16 protein-coding genes are annotated in these 17,338 nt (G+C 72.0%); 7 read left to right on the top strand and 9 right to left on the bottom strand.

The window, feature by feature from the left end; translation table 11 throughout:
• The first annotated feature begins 5 nt into the window (after positions 1-5).
• From bpln_RS09845 to bpln_RS09820, 6 genes are read left to right on the top strand one after another with little or no spacing between them, the layout of a single operon-like run.
• The gene (locus tag bpln_RS09845) at positions 6-263 is read left to right on the top strand and encodes a phosphopantetheine-binding protein (RefSeq protein ID WP_052498366.1); all 258 of its coding nucleotides are present in this window, start codon (positions 6-8) and stop codon (positions 261-263) included.
• The gene (locus tag bpln_RS09840) at positions 260-1,060 is read left to right on the top strand and encodes a thioesterase II family protein (protein WP_055138707.1); all 801 of its coding nucleotides are present in this window, start codon (positions 260-262) and stop codon (positions 1,058-1,060) included. Before bpln_RS09845 ends, bpln_RS09840 begins: the two co-directional genes overlap by 4 nt.
• On the top strand, positions 1,038-2,603 hold the full coding sequence (locus bpln_RS09835) for an amino acid adenylation domain-containing protein (protein ID WP_055138706.1): 1,566 nt from the start codon (positions 1,038-1,040) through the stop codon (positions 2,601-2,603). The genes bpln_RS09840 and bpln_RS09835 overlap by 23 nt, the downstream gene beginning before the upstream one ends.
• A gap of 6 nt (positions 2,604-2,609) precedes the next feature.
• Positions 2,610-3,083, top strand: a complete 474-nt coding sequence (locus tag bpln_RS09830; RefSeq protein ID WP_042625070.1) for a YbaK/EbsC family protein — start codon at positions 2,610-2,612, stop codon at positions 3,081-3,083.
• Between the two features lie 12 nt (positions 3,084-3,095).
• The gene (locus bpln_RS09825; RefSeq protein ID WP_042625069.1) at positions 3,096-4,238 is read left to right on the top strand and encodes an acyl-CoA dehydrogenase family protein; all 1,143 of its coding nucleotides are present in this window, start codon (positions 3,096-3,098) and stop codon (positions 4,236-4,238) included.
• A 48-nt stretch (positions 4,239-4,286) separates the two neighbouring features.
• The gene (locus tag bpln_RS09820; RefSeq protein WP_055138705.1) at positions 4,287-5,507 is read left to right on the top strand and encodes a cation:proton antiporter; all 1,221 of its coding nucleotides are present in this window, start codon (positions 4,287-4,289) and stop codon (positions 5,505-5,507) included.
• Between the two features lie 175 nt (positions 5,508-5,682).
• Here the strand turns inward: bpln_RS09820 and bpln_RS09815 are convergent, their stop codons facing one another.
• The 5 genes from bpln_RS09815 to bpln_RS09795 all read right to left on the bottom strand — a co-directional run bounded on the left by bpln_RS09815 (position 5,683) and on the right by bpln_RS09795 (position 11,434).
• Entirely contained in the window at positions 5,683-6,723 is a 1,041-nt protein-coding gene (locus bpln_RS09815) for a succinylglutamate desuccinylase/aspartoacylase family protein (protein ID WP_055138704.1), read from the bottom strand.
• 162 nt (positions 6,724-6,885) lie between these two features.
• Entirely contained in the window at positions 6,886-7,785 is a 900-nt protein-coding gene (locus bpln_RS09810; RefSeq protein WP_055138703.1) for a LysR family transcriptional regulator, read from the bottom strand.
• 97 nt (positions 7,786-7,882) lie between these two features.
• Positions 7,883-9,196, bottom strand: a complete 1,314-nt coding sequence (locus bpln_RS09805) for an MFS transporter (RefSeq protein WP_055138702.1) — start codon at positions 9,194-9,196, stop codon at positions 7,883-7,885.
• A 439-nt stretch (positions 9,197-9,635) separates the two neighbouring features.
• Positions 9,636-10,469 (bottom strand): metallophosphoesterase family protein, encoded by an 834-nt coding sequence (locus bpln_RS09800; RefSeq protein WP_055138701.1) that lies wholly within the window; start codon positions 10,467-10,469, stop codon positions 9,636-9,638.
• The gene (locus bpln_RS09795; RefSeq protein ID WP_420807337.1) at positions 10,466-11,434 is read right to left on the bottom strand and encodes a diacylglycerol/lipid kinase family protein; all 969 of its coding nucleotides are present in this window, start codon (positions 11,432-11,434) and stop codon (positions 10,466-10,468) included. The genes bpln_RS09800 and bpln_RS09795 overlap by 4 nt, the downstream gene beginning before the upstream one ends.
• Positions 11,435-11,680: 246 nt before the next feature.
• Between bpln_RS09795 and bpln_RS09790 the strand changes: the two genes are divergently transcribed.
• Positions 11,681-12,757: an asparaginase gene (locus bpln_RS09790; protein ID WP_226993539.1), complete on the top strand. Its 1,077-nt coding sequence runs from the start codon at positions 11,681-11,683 to the stop codon at positions 12,755-12,757.
• Positions 12,758-12,912: 155 nt separating this feature from the next.
• On the opposite strand, the gene bpln_RS09785 is transcribed toward bpln_RS09790, so the two are convergent.
• The 4 genes from bpln_RS09785 to bpln_RS09770 form a co-directional block, all read right to left on the bottom strand.
• Positions 12,913-14,448, bottom strand: coding sequence for an MFS transporter (locus bpln_RS09785; RefSeq protein WP_055139496.1), 1,536 nt, complete (start codon positions 14,446-14,448; stop codon positions 12,913-12,915).
• Between the two features lie 304 nt (positions 14,449-14,752).
• A complete protein-coding gene (locus bpln_RS09780; protein WP_055138699.1) occupies positions 14,753-15,073 on the bottom strand; it encodes an EthD family reductase in 321 nt (106 codons plus the stop codon).
• Positions 15,074-15,110: 37 nt separating this feature from the next.
• Entirely contained in the window at positions 15,111-15,860 is a 750-nt protein-coding gene (locus bpln_RS09775) for an SDR family oxidoreductase (RefSeq protein ID WP_042625060.1), read from the bottom strand.
• 49 nt (positions 15,861-15,909) lie between these two features.
• Entirely contained in the window at positions 15,910-17,316 is a 1,407-nt protein-coding gene (locus bpln_RS09770) for an MFS transporter (RefSeq protein ID WP_082465253.1), read from the bottom strand.
• Positions 17,317-17,338: the final 22 nt, after the last annotated feature.

The following is a 17,338-nucleotide window of genomic DNA, read 5'->3' as shown; positions in this document are numbered from 1 at the left end:
ACATCATGAGCAATCGCAACGACATCAAGGACGTCCAGGCATGGCTGGTCGACGCCTGCGGCGCGCTGGGCCTGCGCATCGAGAGCGCGGATAGCGACTTCTTCGAGGCGGGCGGCACCTCGATCACCGCGGTCAAGCTGCTCTCGCGCGTGGAAGGGCACTTCGGCGAGGATGCGCTGACCCCGGAGGCGCTGTTCGAGCAAAGCCGCCTGTCGGACATCGCGAGCCACATCGTGAAGCACGGCGAGACGCGCGCCTCGTGAGCGACGCGCGAGCCCGGCAACGGGCCGCCGATACGGCACGCTGGTGCCTGATTCCGCGGCCCGTCCCCAAGCCTCGTCTGCGGCTGATCTGCTTTGCCTATGCCGGCGGCAGCGCCGACCTGTTCCGCGACTGGGTCGATCTGCTCGATCCCGACGTGGAGCTGGTGGCGGTGCGGTTGCCGGGCCGCGGCATGCGGCTGCGCGATCCGCTCTACGACGCCTGGCCGGCGCTCGTCGAGGACTGCGCGTTCGCGCTGGCGCCGTACCTCGCCGAGCCGCACGCGCTGTTCGGGCACAGCTTCGGCGGCCGGCTCGCCTACGAGATCGCGCAGCAGGTCCGCCCGGCGATCGAGCCGGGCACCTGCCGGCGCCTTTTCATCGGCGGCTGCCGCAGCCCCGACCACCCGCAGGCGCGGCCCTACCTGCACGACCTGCCGGAGCCCGCCTATCGCGTCGCGGTGCGCGCGATGGGCGGCACGCCGGCCGAAGTGTTCGACGACGAGCGCCTGATGCAGCTGGTGCTGCCCACGCTGCGCGCCGACATGCGGCTCGCGGAGCTGTGGGGCAACTGGCACGCCACGCCGCTCGAGGTGCCGCTGCACATCTACTACGGCCATGCCGACCCGACCGACGGCGCGGCCAGCGTGGCCGGCTGGCGCGGCTTCACCACGTCGCGATGCGAGCTGGTCGGTATCGACGGCGCGCATTTCTTTCTCGATAGCCATCGCGAACCGTTGCTCGAGCACATGGTCGCGCGTATGAGGAGCCAGTCCGATGAAACCGCTTCGCTGCGATGAAGCCGCCCTGTCGCTTCACGAGCGGATCAACCAGACGTCCGTGGCGTATCCGGACGACCTGAGCGTCGCCGCGCTGTTCGAGGCCGCCGCGGCGCGCTGGCCCGACGAGCCGGCCGTCGTCACGGCGGCCCGGAGCTGCAGCTATCGCGAGCTCGACCACGGCGCCAACGTGCTGGCGTGGCGCCTGATCGAGCAGGGCGTGCGGCCCGGCGACGTGGTCGCGCTGAGCCTGCCGCGCGGCGCGGACCTGATCGTCGCGCTGGTGGCGATCCTGAAGGCCGGCGCGACCTACCTGCCGCTCGACGCGGCCTGGCCCGCCCAGCGGATCGCCCACCTGCTCGGGCAGACCGGCTGCCGCCACGTGCTGTGCGCCGCCGCCGGCCTGACCCATCCGGCGCTCGAATCCTGCCGCGCGCTGCCGGTCTCGCTCGACGCGCTGCGCGAGGCCGGCCGGCGCGAGGCGCCCGCCGGACTGGCCACGGCCGGCTCGATCGCCTACATCAACTTCACCTCGGGTTCCACCGGCCAGCCCAAGGGCGTGCCGATCGAGCATCGCAGCATCGCGCGGCTGGTGTTCGGCGCCAGCTACGCGCGGCTCGATCGCGACAGCCGCGTGCTGCACATGGCGCCCGTCACGTTCGACGCGGCCACCTTCGAGATCTGGGGGCCGCTCCTCAACGGCGGCGCCTGCGTGGTCTACGAGGACGGCTTCGTGCGCGCCTCGCGGCTGCGCGAGCTGATCGAGCGCCAGCGCGTCAACCTGCTGTTCCTGACCACGGCGCTGTTCAACGCGCTGGTGGACGAGGCGCCGGCCACGCTCGCGAGCGTGGCGACCGTGCTGACGGGCGGCGAGGCGCATTCGCTGCGCCACATGCGCGAGGCGCTGCGCCGCTACGGCACGGAGCGCATCGTCAGCGTCTACGGCCCGACCGAATGCACCACCTTCACCACCTGGTATCCGGTGCGCGAGATCCGCGCCGACGAGACCATGCTGCCGATCGGGCTGCCGATCCAGAACACGCGGCTGTACCTGATCGAGGACGGCGCGCTGTGCGGCGCCGGCGAGGCGGGCGAGATCTGCGTGGCGGGGCCGGGCCTGACGCCGGGCTATCTCGGCATGCCGGAGATGACGCGCGAGCGCTTCGTCGAGTACGAGATCGGCGGGCGCCGCGAGCGCCTCTACCGCACCGGCGACATCGGCTACCTGCGCGAGGACGGCGTGCTCGTGTTCAAGGGGCGCCGCGACGACCAGGTGAAGATCAACGGCTTCCGGATCGAGTTCGGCGAGATCGCGTTCCACCTGCAGAGCCGGCCCGAGGTGCGGCGCAGCTACGTGACGGTGCACGACAACGGCATCGAGAAGCGGCTGGTGGCGTTCGTGGTGCCGGTCGACGACGGCTGCCGCCCCGAGCAGATCCGCGCCGCGCTGGCCGAGGTGCTGCCCGCCTACATGGTGCCGGCGCAAATCCATCTGTGTGACGATCTGCCGATGTCGGCCAACGGCAAGATCGATCATCGACATCTCAAACAGTCACTGGAGTGATCGAGCATGAGCCTGAGCAAACGCGCCCAATATTTCCAGGAAGTCCTGGCCGAACGTGGCCTGGAGATGGAAGTCCTCGAACTGCCCGCCTCCACGCGCACCGCCGACGATGCCGCCCGCACGCTCGGCTGCGAGAAGGCGCAGATCGTCAAGTCGCTGGTGTTTCGCTCGCTGGCCGACGACCGCCCGGTGGTGGTGCTCGCGAGCGGGCCGAACCGCGTCAACGAGGAGGCGATCTCGCAGCTGATCGGCGCGAAGATCGTCAAGGCCGACGCCGATTTCGTCAAGGAGGCGACCGGCTTCGCGATCGGCGGCGTGCCGCCGCTCGGGCACCGGCAGGAGGTCGCGCTGCTGGTGGACGAGGACCTGCTCGAGTTCGACGAACTCTGGGCGGCGGCCGGCACGCCGAGCGCGGTGTTCAAGATCGCGGGCCGCTTCACCGACATCCTGCCCGCGCACCGCGTGGTCTCGGTGAAATGACCGGACGCGCCCATGTCTAGTCCCTATCCGGCCGAGTCGTACCGGACCTTCGCCGGCGAGGTGCGCGAACGGCTGCGCGCCTGCCTGCTGCCCGAGGCCGAGGGCGCCGAGGCGCGCGGCCATCTTCCGCGCGCGACCTGGCGCACGCTGGCCGGCGAGGGCCTGCTCGACCTGCCGCTCGAAGGCGAGGGCTTCGTGCGCAGCGCGGTGTTCCTCGAGGAACTGGGGCGGCTCGGCTATGCCGGCGTGCGCGCCGCGATCGGCGTCCACGCGTTCATGGCGGCGTCCTACCTCGCCTGGTTCGGCAGCGAGGCGCAGCGCGAGCGCTACCTGGCGAGGATGCGCGACGGCACGGCGGTGGCCGCGCTCGCCATCACCGAGGACCAGGCCGGCAGCGACCTGAGCAACCTGCAGTGCCTGGCCGAGTCGGACGGCGACGCGTGGCGGGTGAACGGCACCAAGCGCTTCATCTCGAACGGCTCGCAGGCCTCGCTGATCGTGGCGCTGGTGCGCAGCAACGCGCAGCGGCACGCGCTGGGCGGCTGCAGCCTGCTGCTGATCGACGCCGACGCGCCCGGCGTCACGCGCACGCCGCTGAACCTGCTCGGCTGGCGCAGCGCCGACGTTTGCGACATCGGCTTCGAGCAGGTCGCGGTGCCGCGCGAGAACGTGCTCGGCAAGCCCGACAAGGCGTTCACCTACCTGATGCGCTGCCTCGACTTCGAGCGCATGGTGGCGGGCATGCTCGCGCTGGGCGGCGCGGCGCACGGCATCCGGCTGGTCGACCGCTTCGTGCGCCAGCGCGTGGTGCGCGGCGCGCCGCTGAGCGCGAACCAGTCGGTGCGTCACGAGCTGGCCGAGCTGATCGCCGAACTGCGGCTGCTGCGCTGCTTCGGCTACCAGCTGGTCCTGCAATACGCGGGCGGCAGGCTCGGCAGCGGCGACGCGTCGATCCTGAAGCTGCGCAGCACCGAACTGGCCAAGCGCGCCGCGCATCGGTGCGCGCAGTTTCATGGCGCGCGCGGCTACCTGTCGGAGTCGGAGGTCGCGCGGCTCTATCGCGACGCGACGGCGGGCACGATCGCCGCCGGCGCCAGCGAACTGGTGCGCGAGATCGTTTTCGACAGTGTCGACGCGGAGGCGCTGCTCGATTAGCATGCCGGGCCGCGCGGCGGCGGTTCCTTTTTTTGCACGGAGCACGGGATGTGGCTGATACAGGTAGCGCTCGTTGTGCTGGTCTGCAACGGCTGCGGCGTGATCGCCGAGCGCATGGGGCAGTGCAGGGTGATCGGCGAGATCGCGGGCGGCATCCTGCTCGGCCCGCTCGCGCTCGGCTTCGTCACGCCGTCGCTCTATCACGAGCTGTTCGCGCCCGGCACCACCTCGGCGATCAGCCAGTTCGGCGAGATCGGGCTCGCGCTGCTGATGTTCGAGATCGGCCTCGACGTGCGCCTGCCGTCGCAGCGCGCGCTGCTCGGCCCGGTGCTGATCGCCGTGCCCGGCATGCTGCTGCCGTTCGGCGGCGGGCTCGCGGTGGGCTGGTTCGCGCACGACGCCATCGCGCCGCAGCAGCCGTTCTGGCCGTTCGTGCTGTTCTGCGGCGTGGCGCTGTCGGTGTCGGCGGTGCCGGTGATGGCGCGCATCGTCACCGACCTGAACCTGACGCGGCATCCGGCGGCGGCCTCGGCGCTGTCGGCGGCGATGGTCGGCGACCTGCTCGGCTGGTGCGCGCTGTCGCTGATCATCGGCTTCTCGCGTCACGACGCCGGCTGGCGCGCGCTCGGCATCAACCTCGCGCTGCTGGCCGCCTACGTGGGGCTGCTGGTGGTGGCCGCCAGGGGCGTGCTGCTGCGCGCGGTGGAGCGCTCGCTCGCGCAGGGCTGGTCGCGCTACACGGTGGTGGCGCTGGCCTGCGCGGTGCTGGTGTCGGGATGGATCACCTCGCGGCTGGGCTTTCACAGCGCGTTCGGCGCGCTCCTGATCGGCATGCTGCTGCGGCGCGTGCCCGGCGTGCGCGAGCAGTTCGACCGCCTGCTGGGCGGCTTCCTGCACACCATCCTGATGCCGATCTTCTTCGCCTGCGCCGGGCTGAGCCTGCAGTTCTTCGACTTCACCGCGCATTCGCAGTGGCTCTGGCTGATGGCGTTCATCGTGGCCGGGTTCGCGGGCAAGTACCTGGGCGTGTTGCTGGCGGCGCGCGCGACCGGACACGCGCGCGCCGACTCGACCCTGATCGCCACGCTGATGAACGCGCGCGGCCTGATGGAGCTGATCTTCCTGTCGATCGGGCTGCAGTTGCGGATCCTGCCGCAGAACGTCTACACGATGCTGGTGATCTTCGCGCTGTTCACCACCGGCGTGACGGCGCCGTTGCTGCGCCGGCGGATGCGCCCGGTCGCGGCCGGCGCGACCGGGTCGGCCTGAGCGCGGGGCGGCGTCGTTCGCGTGACGGGTTTGGAGGGATGAGGGGCGCGTGCCGGGCGGCGCCGGGCACGCGAGATGGGGGGGAGACGCGGCGCCGGGCGAAGGGCGGCGGTCCGGCCGGGCGATGCGCCGGGCCGCCGCATCGCGCCGGTCGGTCGAGCGGTCGGTCGAGCGGTCAGTCGAACGTCGTGTCCGCGGCGAGCAGCACCAGGCAGTCGCCGGGCTCGACGCCCGCGAACGAACGGATGCAGACCACGGTGCCGTCGGCGTCGAAGCGCAGCTCGCGCGGCGCGGCCCAGGGCGCGTGCGGATCGAACACGCGCCCGGCCGGCTGCTGCCGGCTCACGCGCTCGCCGAGCCGGACCGCCGGTTCGAAGATGCCGGCCACGGGCGAGAACACGTAGTGCTGCTCGCCTTCCACCTGCAGGTAGCGCGTGGGCTGCTGTACCGCGGGCGGCGGCGACAGCGGCGGCGGCGCGTCCGGTCGCACGATGCCGAGCGTGGCGAGCAGGCGCGCGAGCCCCGCCTCGACGATCGCGAGGCCGTCGGGGTTGCAGGTGCCGAAGCCGCCGAATTCGCCGCACAGGAACAGCTTGCCTTGCCGCTCCACGGCCGCGCCGTAGGTGCGATCCTCGCCGAGCATGTCCATCACCATCGCGTAGGGCGCGGCGAACGCGCGGACCAGGCGCAGGTAGGCGTCGCGCAGCGCCGGCTCGCGCGGCGGATAGATCAGCAGCGTGGGCAGGTGGTTCAGCGACTGGCCGCCCGAATGGATGTCGAACACGACGTCGGCGCGCGGGAACAGTTCGGTGTCGGCGTAGTGCGCGATCAGCTCGGTGATGGTGCCGTCGCGCTTGCCGGGGAACACGCGGTTCATGTTGGCCTGATCGATCGGCGAGGTGCGCCGGCCGGCGAGGAACGCCGGGAAGTTCAGGCCGGGCACCACGATCACGCGGCCCTGGATGGCGGTGTGCGGCAGCTGCTGCAGCCGCTGCAGCAGCTTCATCAGCGCGATCGGGCCTTCGTATTCGTCGCCGTGGTTGCCGCCCGTGAGCAGCAGCGTGGGGCCGTCGCCGTGCTTCATGACCGCGATCGGCACGGGGATGTGGCCGTAGGCCGAACGATCGACCGAATGCGGCACGCGCAGCGTGCCGGTCTGGAAGCCGTCGTCGTCGAAGCGGAGGGAGGTGGTGATGCGTGATTTCCGTGCGTCCACGCTGGATGGCCCGATCGGTTGAATGAAGGGCGGCGCGCGGGCGCGCCGGGCTGCCTGCATGATCGATCAGGCCGGGGCGCGCGTTCCAATGCCGTTTGCTGCGCGCGGCGATGCTTGCGCGGCATCACCGCGTCGTGCGTCGGAAATCGGGATCGGGCGCGGCTAGGCGGGCACGCCCGCGTGCAGCGATGTCAGCATCTCGATGAAGCGCGCGAGCGTCGGATTGCGGTTGTCCGCCCGGTAGGCGAACACCAGCGGAATTTCCATCTCCAGGTCGGGCAGTTCGAGAAACTGCACGCGTGCCGGCTGGCGGCTGCGGTTCGCGGCGTTGACGATGGCCGCGCCGATCCCCGCCGCCACCAGCGACAGGATCGACGCTTCCGTGCCGACCTCCTGCACCACGTTCAGCGTGAGCCCGGCGCGTGCGCAAGCCTGCACCAGATAGTCGTGATAGGCCGGATAGATGTTGCGGGGAAACGAGATCAGCGGCGTGCCGTTCAGCTCGCCGGCGCGCACGGCCTTGCCGTCCGGCCACTGCCAGCGGCTCGGCACGGCCAGGATCACGCTGCGGCTCAGCAGCGCGATGCTGACGATCCCGGCCGGCAGTGCCTCGAACATGTAGAGGAAGCCGCCGTCCACGCGGTCGGCCATGATCGACTCGATCTGTTCGGGCGAGCCTTGCGGCAGCAGTTCGAGATGGACGTCCGAGGCCTGTGCCTGGTAGCGCGCGAACATGTCGGGCACCAGCCCGTCCCAGCTGCTGTTCTCGACGAAGCCGATGCGCAGGTTGCCGGCCAGGCCCCCGGCGACGCGTCGCGCCGAGAGCGTCGCGGCGCGCAGCGCCGACAGCACCGTGCGCACTTCACGCAGGAACAGCTCCCCGGCCGGCGTCAGCACCGCGCCCGCCGGCGTGCGCTGGAACAGCGCCACGCCGATCTCGGCCTCGAGGTATTGAATCTGGCGCGTGATGGCCGGCTGCGTGATGTGGATGCGCTCGGCCGCGACACGGAAGCTCTGGTTTTCGGCCACGGCGATGAAGTAACGCAGATGACGCAATTCCATGTCGAGTCCGTGCGGGGGCAAAGTGGCGACGTCCCATTATCGGGCCGCGTCGTTGCGTTCGAGCGAGGAAAATGCATCGTGCGGCCGGGCGCACGCGCTAACGCCGGCCAACAGATTCAGCCAGCTGACCCGACTGCGAGGCCGGTTCGTCACGCGCGCCGAGCAGCAGGCTGCCGACGATGCCGAGCGCCGCGCCGAACAGCAGATAGAACGCGAGCGAGAGCGGCGAGCCGGTGATGTGGAGCAGCAGCGTCAGGAAGAACTGCGCGAAGCCGCCGAAGATCATCACCGTGATGTTGTAGCTGATCGCCATGCCGGTCGAGCGGATCCGCGCCGGAAACTGCTCCGCGAGCGCCGCCGCGTATGGCCCCAGGAACAGGCCCAGCACGCAGCACAGCACGGTCTGCGTGATCATCAGGCGCATCGCGCCGGGGGCGGCGAGCAGCCAGCCGAACAGCGGCAGCAGCAGGAGGAAGTAGCCGACCAGCGAAGCGATGATCAGCGGGCGCCGGCCGATGCGGTCGGACGCGGCGCCGGCGAACGGCGTGACGAGCGTCATCGCCAGCACGGCCACGCACTGCGAGCCGAACGCGGCGTCGAGCGCGATCCCGAGGCTGCGACTGGCGAAGGTCGGCATGTAGATCACCAGCACGTAGAAGGCGATCGTGACGGACGCGGTGAGCAGCGCGCTCGACAGCAGCGCCCGGCCGTGGCGGCCCAGCGCCCGAGCCATCGGCAGCGGCGCGTCTTGGGGCCGCCGGGGGGCGCCGGCCGAGGCATCCGGTTCCTGCAGGTGGCGGCGAATCCAGAACCCCACCGGCGCGATCAGCAGGCCGATCGCGAACGGAATGCGCCATCCCCAGGCGTGCAGTTGCAGGGGCGAGAGCAGGTGCGTGATGAGCGCGCCGATCGCCGTGCCGGCCAGCAGCGCGAGACCCTGGCCGACCATCTGCCACGAGCCGTACAGGCCGCGCCGCCCGGCCGGCGCCAGTTCGATCAGCAGCGCCGTCGAGCTGGCGAACTCGCCGCCGGTGGCGAGGCCCTGCAGCATGCGCGCGACCACCACGATCAGCGAGCTGCCCACGCCGATCGCCGTGTAGGGCGGCGCGAACGCGAGCAGCGCGGTGGCCAGCGCCATCAGCGCGATGATCAGTTGCAGCGCGGACTTGCGGCCACGGCGGTCGGCGTGGATGCCGATCAGGATGCCGCCGACGGGACGCATCACGAAGCCCACGCCGAAGCTGGCCGTGGTCAGCAGCAGCGCCGCGTAGGCGTCGCCGGCCGGGAAGAACACCGGCGAGATGATGGCGGCCATGAAGCCGAACACGATGAAGTCGTACCACTCCAGCGCGTTGCCGATGACCGCGGCCGCCACCTGCCGGAGATGCGTTTCGCTGCCTGTCGATGCCATGTCTGGAGTCCTGGAAGGGGCGGGACCGGACGAGGTCCGGTGACGTCGCGAGCGCGCCGGCGCGCCGCCGCCCGGCGCAGGCGGTGGCGCCGGGCCGGCCGGTCGGCTCCGCTTACTGTCCCCCGCGGAAAACAGGATTTCAAATGCCGATTGGTGTCGTTCGCGATGCCTGGCCGGCATCGCGGGCGGCGGGTCGGCAGGCGCGGGCGCGGCGGCCGGCGAGTGACGGGCCGAAGCCGGCGTGGCAGCGTGGCGGGAAGATCGCGCGGTGGGGGGCCGGCGGGTTGCGTGTCGTATCGCCCGAGCGGACCGGCACGAGCGATCCACTCGAGCGGTTGGCCCGAACGGTCAGCCTCGGCGACCCGTCCGGGCGATCAGCCCGCGCAGTCAGCTCGAGCGATCAGCCCGAGCAGTCAGCCCGAGCAGTCAGCCCTGGCCGTCAGCGCTGCTCGGAAGCGCCGTCCGCCGCCGGGGTGAGATCGAGCACGCGCGTTTCGCTCGCGACGAACCGGCCGCCGGCCGCGTCGTGGTCGTAGCGCGTCACGAGCACGCGGCGCGCGCCCGTCGAGGCGCCTTCATACGCGATCAGGTTGACCGAGTTCGGCCGGCCGTCGCGCACGCGCCGCGACACGGCCGTGCCGCCCTGGATCGCGTAGATCCTGCGCGTCGAACCCGCCATCTCCACCGCGTTGATTTCCGGCCGGTGCGTATGCCCGCCGAGGATCAGGTCGACGCCGGCATCGGCCCAGCGGCGCAGCGCGGCCTCGCTGCCGTGCAGGCGGTCGCGGGGCTTGCGCGGCCCGGCGCCGGCGATCGGCTGATGCACGACCGCCACGCGCAGTTGGGCCGGCTGCGCGAGTTCGAAGCGCCGCGCGACGCGTTCGATCTGCGCGGCGGAAATCTCGCCCGCCGTGTGGCGCGCGGGCCGCGTCGTGTTCACGCCCTGGACCAGCAGCGCCGGTGCGTCGAACACCGGCTCCAGGTCGGCGCCGAACGCGTGCCGGTAGCGCGCGTAGGGCCGGCACAGCCGCGCGACCGGATCGAACAGCGGGATGTCGTGATTGCCGGGAATCGCGAGCAGCGCCTGCGGGCCGAGCCGTTCGACGAACGCGCGCGCCGCCTCGAACTGGCGGCGCCGCGCGCGTTGCGTCAGGTCGCCCGACAGCACCACGAGATCCGGACGCAGCGTGGCCGCGAGCGTCACCAGCGCATCGACGGCGGCCGGCCATTCGGCGCCGAAATGCGGATCGGAGACCTGCAGCAGCGTGCTCATGCGCGGTTGCGCTCGGCCACGTCGGGCTCGGGCTTGAGCAGGCGCAGCGGCCGGTCGGCCACGCGAAACTCGAGCGGCAGGTCGAGCCAGGCGATCTCGCCGTCGGTGGCGACCTTGATGCGGCGGTGCCGCCGCGAGGCGCGCGCGACGGTGAAGCGCGTGAAGCCGAAGCCGATCACGTCGTCCGCGTCGCGCACCCGGCTGAACGCGCCGCGCAGCGACAGCAGGATCTGCGCGAGCCGCCCGTGCGCGAGCGGCGCCAGCGCCACCAGCATGCCCTGCGCGAGCAGCGGCGCCTCGGCCGCGCCCACCTGCTCGAGCTGGAGCCGGTTGTTGGCGACGAACAGCGTGGTGGTGCGCAGCTCGCGCGCGGTGCCCTCGTGATCGACGCGCAGCCGCAGCAGCCGGTGCGGACGCAGCAGCGTGGCGATCGCCGAGCCGAGCGCCACCAGCCGGCTGCGGCCGAACTGGCGCTTGTAGGCCTCGCGCTGTTCGAGCAGCTTCGGATAGAGCCCGAGGCTCGCGTTGACGAGGAACAGCGCGTCGTTGACGAAGCCGACCTGCACCGGATGCACGCGCGCGGTGAGCAGCAGCGCGATGGCCTGTTCCGGATCGGCGGGGATGCCGTGGTCGCGGCTGAAGTAGTTGAAGGTGCCGCGCGGCAGCACGCCGAACACGCAGCCCGCGTCGAGCGCGGCGCGCGCCACCGTGCGCAGCGTGCCGTCGCCGCCCACGCCCACCAGCACGCCGCCGCGCGCGAGGTCGGCCGCGCGCGCCACGCTCGCCTCGAGCCGCGACGGTTCGGTGACGCTCACGAGTTCGTAGCGGCGCCCGGCGCGGCCGAACGCGTCGTCGAGCCGGGCGACGAGCGCGTCGAGTTCGCGCTGCCGCCCCGAGCCGGCGTTGACGACGAACACGAACGGCGCGTCGGCGGTGGGGGCAGGTTCGCAGGCAAGGTCGGGCATGGATCGCGGTGCGGCTGGGTGGGACATCGTGGCGGCCCTCGCGGCAGGTGGATGCTTACGATTGTATTTCAGTTGCCGGGCGCCGGGCGCCGGGCGCCGGGCGCCGGGCGACTGCGTTGCCGATGCGCGTTCGCATCGCCAAGCCGGTCTCGCCCCGATACACTGGCCGGCGAACCGGTCGCGCGGCGGCCGGAGCGTCGCGACCGGCCGCGGGCCGCGCGGTGTCATCGACAGGAGATGCAAGACATGAACGGCATGAAGGCGACCGGGGCGGACGCGATCGCGGTGACCACCTGGCGCGGCGACGCGCTGGAGAACTCGCATCGCGCGCATATCGCGGTGGTCGATGCGGGGGGCCGGCTGCTGGCCGGTTTCGGCGATCCGTTCCGGGTCACGCTGGCGCGTTCGGCCGCCAAGCCGGCGCAGGCGCTCGCGGTGATGGAGACGGGCGCGCTCGAGCGCTTCGGCTTCGACGCGGCCGATCTCGCGCTGATGTGCGCGTCGCACAGCAGCGAGCCGCGCCACGTCGAGCGCGCGCGTGCGATGCTGGCCCGGCTCGGCGCCGCCGAGAGCGACCTGCGCTGCGGCCCGCATCAGCCGATCTCCGACGCTGTCGCGCGCGACTGGATCCGGCGCGGCATCGAGCCGAGCGCCGTGTGCAGCAACTGCTCGGGCAAGCACGCGGGGATGCTGGCCGGCGCCCGCGCGCTTGGCGCGACGCTCGACGGCTACCACCTGGCCGAGCATCCGATGCAACTGCGCGTGAAGCGCACCATGGCCGAGCTGTGCGGCCTGCCCGAGGACGGCGTCGGCTGGGGCATCGACGGCTGCAACCTGCCCACGCCGGCGTTCCCGCTCGATCGCCTCGCGCTCGTCTATGCCGGGCTGGCGCAGGCGGCGGACGCCGTCGCTGGCGGCGTCGACGAACCGCGCCCGGCGGCGCTCGCACGGATCCACCACGCCATGACGCGCCACCCGGAGATGGTGGCCGGCGAGGGGCGCTTCTGCACCCGGCTGATGCAGGCGTTCGACGGCGCCGTGGTGGGCAAGCTCGGCGCCGACGGCTGCTACGGGATCGGCGTGCGGGCCTCGGACGACACGCGGCGGCTTGGCGCCGACGGCGCGCTCGGCATCGCGGCGAAGATCGAGGACGGCAACGTCGCCGTGCTCTACATGCTGGTGAGCGAGGTGCTGGCGCGGCTGGGCATCGGCAGCGAGGCGCAGCGCGGCGCGCTGGCCGCGTTCCATCGGCCGCCGATGCGCAATACGAAGGGCGTCGAGACGGGGCGCGTGGCGTTTCCGTTCGAACTTCTGGCGCACTGAGCGCGCAGCACCGGGCGCGGTGAGTGCGCGGTTGGCGGCGAGGTCGCCTCGCGCCTCGCGCCTTTCGCCTTTCGCCTTTCGCCGCCACGCCGCCACGTCAAGCGTGTTCTCGCCAGGCCCGCGCGACACACTTCACGGCGAGACGTGCAAACCGCTCACTCCGGCCCGGCGTCGCTGACCTTCGGCGCCCGATGCAGCCGGATATGCGAGATCCGCCGCACCTGCCACGCGGCGGCCACCGCCACGCAGCCGGCCAGCGCGATGCCGATGTGGATCGACTGCACCATCACGCGGCGCGCGGCCTCCAGCAGCGCCGGGCCGTCGAGGCCGGCGGCGCGCAGCTGGCCGAGCAGCGTCTCGCCGAGCGCCGGATCGACCAGCACGCGCGGATCGGCCAGATGCGGCACCCACTGCGCGGCCACGCCGCTGCCGAGCACGCTCATCGCCTCGCTCACGCCGGCCGCGTAGTGGTGGTGGACGATCGTCGCGAGGATGCTGGTGCCGAGCATGCCGCCCACCATCCGCGTCGATTGCAGCAGCGCCGTGGCGATGCCGAAGCGCTCGCGCCCGGCGATCTCCTGCGCGAACACGTTCAGGTTGTTGAGGATGAAGCCCAGGCCGATGCCCACCGCGGCCATCGCCAGCTCCAGCACCGGATGCGGCGTGAGCGGCCCGGTCAGCGCGAGCGTGACGGAGGCGGCGGCGAGCAGGCCGAAGCCGACCGAGAGGATCAGCGTGGGCCGCTTCAGGTGCATCACGATGCGGATGTTGATCAGGCTGCCCAGGGCGATGCAGGCGGCGATCGGCGTGGCGAGCAGGCCGGCCGTCTCGGGATCGAGGCCGAAGCCGCCCTGCAGCAGCAGCGGCGCGAAGAAGATCAGCGAGAACATCACGAAGCCGGCCAGCGTCGAGAGCGTGAACAGCGTGACGAGCTGCGGATCGCGGAACAGGTCGAGCGGCACGATCGGGTGCGTGGCGCGGCGCTCGCAGACGAGGAACGCGCCGAACGACGCCACCACCACGGTGGCCAGCGCCGCGGTGCCGGCGCCGAAGCCGCGCGCCGGCAGCGCCTCGATCAGGAACTGCAGGCAGCCGAGCGTGATCGCCACCAGCACCGCGCCGACGTAGTCGATGCGGACCTTGCCGTCGCGCGGACGCAGGAAGTGCGGCAGGTGTTTCCAGATGAAGTAGAGCGCGAGCACGCCCACCGGCACGTTGATCAGGAACGTCGAGCGCCAGCCGAAGTGCTGGCTGAGCCAGCCGCCCAGCGACGGCCCGGCCGCCGTGCCGATCCCGTAGGTGGCGGCCATCACCACCTGCCAGCGCACGCGTTCGCGCGGATCGGGGAACAGGTCGGGGATCGACGCGAACGCGGTGCCCACCATCATCCCGCCGCCCACCCCCTGCAGCGCGCGCGCCACGGCCAGCATGCGCATGTCGGTGGCGAGCGCGCACAGCACCGAGGCGACCGTAAACACGATCACCGCCGCCACCACGAAGCGCTTGCGCCCGAAGTAGTCGCCGAGCCGGCCGAAGATCGGCACCGTCACGACCGAGGCGAGCAGGTAGGCGCTGGCGATCCAGGCGTAGTACTCGAAGCCGTGCAGGTCGGCGACGATCGACGGCAGCGCCGTGCTGACCACGGTCTGGTCGAGCGCGACCAGCATGTTGACGAGGCCGATGCCGAGCATCGCGAGCAGCGCGTTGCGAAACGGCAGGGAGGGCGAGGAGTCGTTCACGGGAGAGGCGCGCGCGGGGCGCGGTGCGGCGAAAGCCTGTCACGATAGCGACGCCGCGCGCGCAGCGCAACCGTTTCGCGCCGCCTTGCGCCGTTTCGGGTCGGGTTGGCGTGATCGCGGATGCCGATGCCGGCGGGCGGCGCGGGCCGACCCGAAGGCCCGACCCGAAGGCCCGGCCCGCGCCGCGCTTGCCAGTCCCGCCGCCTGCCGGCGCCCGGCCGCCCGTCATCCGCCCCGGGCATCGGCCGGCCCGGCTTCACACCGTTGCGGCCAACACGGTATGGAACACCACCCCGTCGACCATCTCGATCGGCGCGCGCGATTCGGCCTGGCTCTCGCGCCGCATCGGCGAATCCAGCGCGGCGTCGATCGCGGCCTGATCGGCGAAGCGCATCGAGATCACGAGCGCGAACGCCGGTTCGCCGGCGTCGCCGTGCTGCCGGCGCGGCACGCGCACGTCGCGGGCGCCGGGCAAGCGCGTCCGGAGCGGCACGAGCCGCGTCCGGACATGCTCGTCGAAGCGCGCCTCGAAGCCGGGCCGGACCCGGCCGCTGAAGAACGCGCAGCGCGTCAGCACGGCGGCGCCGCCGCGGCCCGGCCGCAGCGCGGTGCCATCAGCCGCGCCCCACGAACGGCATGTGGCTCGCCATCACCGTCATGAACAGCACGTTCGCGTCGAGCGGCAGGCTGTCCATGTAGAGCACCGCGCGCACCACGTTGTCCATGCTCATGCGCGGCTCGACCTGCAGCGAGCCGTCGGCCTGCAGCGTGCCTTGCGCCATCAGGCTGCTCATGTCGCTGACCACGTTGCCGATGTCGATCTGCCCGCAGGCGATGTTGTAGGGGCGCCCGTCGAGCGAGGCCGCCTTGGTGAGCCCCGTGATGGCGTGCTTGGTGGCCGTGTAGGCGGCCGCCTGCGGGCGCGGCGCATGCGCCGAGATCGAGCCGTTGTTGATGATGCGCCCGCCGCCCGGCTGCTGTTTCTTCATCAGGCGGAACGCGCCCCGGGTGCAGAGGAACGCGCCCGTCAGGTTGATGTCCACCGCCTGCTTCCAGTGCTCGACGGGCATCTCCTCCAGCGAGCACTGCGGCGTGAACACGCCCGCGTTGTTGAACAGCAGGTCCAGGCGCCCCCAGTGCGCTTCGATGCGCTCGAACAGGCCCTGCACGGCGGCCGCGTCGCCGACATCGCAGCCGACGGCCAGCGCGCGCTCGGGCGCGCCCGACTCCTCGGCCACCGCCTGCAGCGCCTCGACCTTGCGCGCCGCGAGCACCACGCGATAGCCGGCCTGCAGCAGTCCCAGCGCGACGCTGCGGCCAATGCCCGAACTCGCCCCGGTAACGAGGGCAACCTTGTCGTTCATGTGTTTCTCCCTGGTTGAGCGCCCGTGCCGTGCGGCCGGGCCGGTTTCTTCAGTGGATCGCGTCGTCGAGGTCGGTCAGGTCGCGCCCGCGCGTCTCGGTGGACATCGCCACGCCCGCGAGCGTCAGCGCCGAGAGCACCGCGGTGTACAGGCCCATCACCCAGAACGCGCCGCCCGCCAGGCCGATCAGGTAGATGCCGAGGATCGGCGCGAGGCCGCCCGAGAGCACCGCGCCGATCTCGCGCGAGAGCGCGACGCCCGAATAGCGGTAGCGGTTGCCGAACAGCTCGGCGAAATGCGCGCACTGCGCGCCGAGCATGCTGTTCGCGCCGATCGCGAGGCCGCCGAACATGGCCACCGCCACCCACACCGGCTCGCCGGTGCTGACCATCCACCACGACGGCACCGACCACAGCAGCATGAACACGGCGCCGCAGCGGTAGACGGTGCGGCGGCCGAAGCGGTCCGACAGCGCGCCGAACAGCGGCGTGGTGATCACGCTGGCCAGCGTGGCGATCATCGCACAGCTGGTGCCGATCCTCGCGAGCTGCGCGGCCGGCACGCCGAGCCGGTTGGCCACGGTGCCGCCGAGGAACGCGATCACGATGGTGGTGTAGATGGTCGAGCCGCCCTGTTCGGCAAGCCGCATCAGCACGGCCGCGGCCACCGGCCGGCGCGCGTCCTTCAGCACCAGCCGCATCGGCGAGCGCGCCACCTGGTGGCCGCCCTCGAGCGCGGCGAACGCCGGGCTCTCGCGCAGCCGCAGCCGGATCCAGACCGCCACCGCGATCAGCACCACGCTGGCGAGGAACGGGATGCGCCAGCCCCAGGCGAGGATCGCGGCGGTGTCCAGCAGATGCTGCAGCAGGCTGAAGGTGGCGGTGGCGATGCCGAAGCCGGCGAAGATGCCGACGAACGGCAACGCCGCGAAGTAGCCGCGGCGCGGCGCGGGCGCGACCTCGGCCATCAGCGTGGAGGCGCCGGCCTGTTCGGCGCCGGCGCCGAAGCCCTGGATCAGCCGCAGCACGATCAGCCCCACCGCGCCGAGCGGGCCGGCCGGCAGCAGGCCCACCAGCGTGGTGGACACGCCCATGATCGCGATGGTCATCAGCAGTACGAACTTGCGGCCCTTGCGGTCGCCGAGCGAGCCGAAGAACAGGCCGCCCAGCGGCCGCGCCAGAAAGCCCACGCCGTAGGTCGCGAAGCTCGCGAGCAGGCCCGCGTGGGCGTCGAAGCTGGAGAAGAACACGCGGCTGAAGATCAGCGCGGTGGCCAGGCCGAAGATCGCGAAATCGTAGTACTCGAGCGCGCTGCCCACCGCGCTCGTCAGGATCGCGCGGCGCAACTGCCTGGCCGATACCGGCGCCGCCGCGCCGTCTCGGGAGGGCTCGCCCCGCTGCGGGGCGTGGGCGCTCGCCGCCGCCGCGGGCGTGAGCGCGTCTCGGTGGATCGTCATCTGTCTGTCTCCATGTTCCGTC

The sequence above is a fragment of the Burkholderia plantarii genome, from assembly GCF_001411805.1.
GTDB classification, from domain to species: Bacteria; Pseudomonadota; Gammaproteobacteria; order Burkholderiales; family Burkholderiaceae; genus Burkholderia; species Burkholderia plantarii.
The sequence above is the reverse complement of the archived record's forward strand: the minus strand, read 5'-3'. Positions and strand labels throughout refer to the sequence as shown.

What these genes read in the sequence shown, in the direction of transcription:
- bpln_RS09785 (WP_055139496.1), bottom strand. Translation starts at nt 14,448, where the DNA reads ATGCTCGGCATCGGCCTCGTCAACATGCTGGTCGCGCTCGACCAGACC.
- bpln_RS09805 (WP_055138702.1), bottom strand. Translation starts at nt 9,196, where the DNA reads ATGGCATCGACAGGCAGCGAAACGCATCTCCGGCAGGTGGCGGCCGCG.
- bpln_RS09800 (WP_055138701.1), bottom strand. Translation starts at nt 10,469, where the DNA reads ATGAGCACGCTGCTGCAGGTCTCCGATCCGCATTTCGGCGCCGAATGG.
- bpln_RS09775 (WP_042625060.1), bottom strand. Translation starts at nt 15,860, where the DNA reads ATGAACGACAAGGTTGCCCTCGTTACCGGGGCGAGTTCGGGCATTGGC.
- bpln_RS09770 (WP_082465253.1), bottom strand. Translation starts at nt 17,316, where the DNA reads ATGACGATCCACCGAGACGCGCTCACGCCCGCGGCGGCGGCGAGCGCC.
- bpln_RS09830 (WP_042625070.1), top strand. Translation starts at nt 2,610, where the DNA reads ATGAGCCTGAGCAAACGCGCCCAATATTTCCAGGAAGTCCTGGCCGAA.
- bpln_RS09810 (WP_055138703.1), bottom strand. Translation starts at nt 7,785, where the DNA reads ATGGAATTGCGTCATCTGCGTTACTTCATCGCCGTGGCCGAAAACCAG.
- bpln_RS09820 (WP_055138705.1), top strand. Translation starts at nt 4,287, where the DNA reads ATGTGGCTGATACAGGTAGCGCTCGTTGTGCTGGTCTGCAACGGCTGC.
- bpln_RS09795 (WP_420807337.1), bottom strand. Translation starts at nt 11,434, where the DNA reads ATGCCCGACCTTGCCTGCGAACCTGCCCCCACCGCCGACGCGCCGTTC.
- bpln_RS09845 (WP_052498366.1), top strand. Translation starts at nt 6, where the DNA reads ATGAGCAATCGCAACGACATCAAGGACGTCCAGGCATGGCTGGTCGAC.
- bpln_RS09825 (WP_042625069.1), top strand. Translation starts at nt 3,096, where the DNA reads ATGTCTAGTCCCTATCCGGCCGAGTCGTACCGGACCTTCGCCGGCGAG.
- bpln_RS09790 (WP_226993539.1), top strand. Translation starts at nt 11,681, where the DNA reads ATGAACGGCATGAAGGCGACCGGGGCGGACGCGATCGCGGTGACCACC.
- bpln_RS09835 (WP_055138706.1), top strand. Translation starts at nt 1,038, where the DNA reads ATGAAACCGCTTCGCTGCGATGAAGCCGCCCTGTCGCTTCACGAGCGG.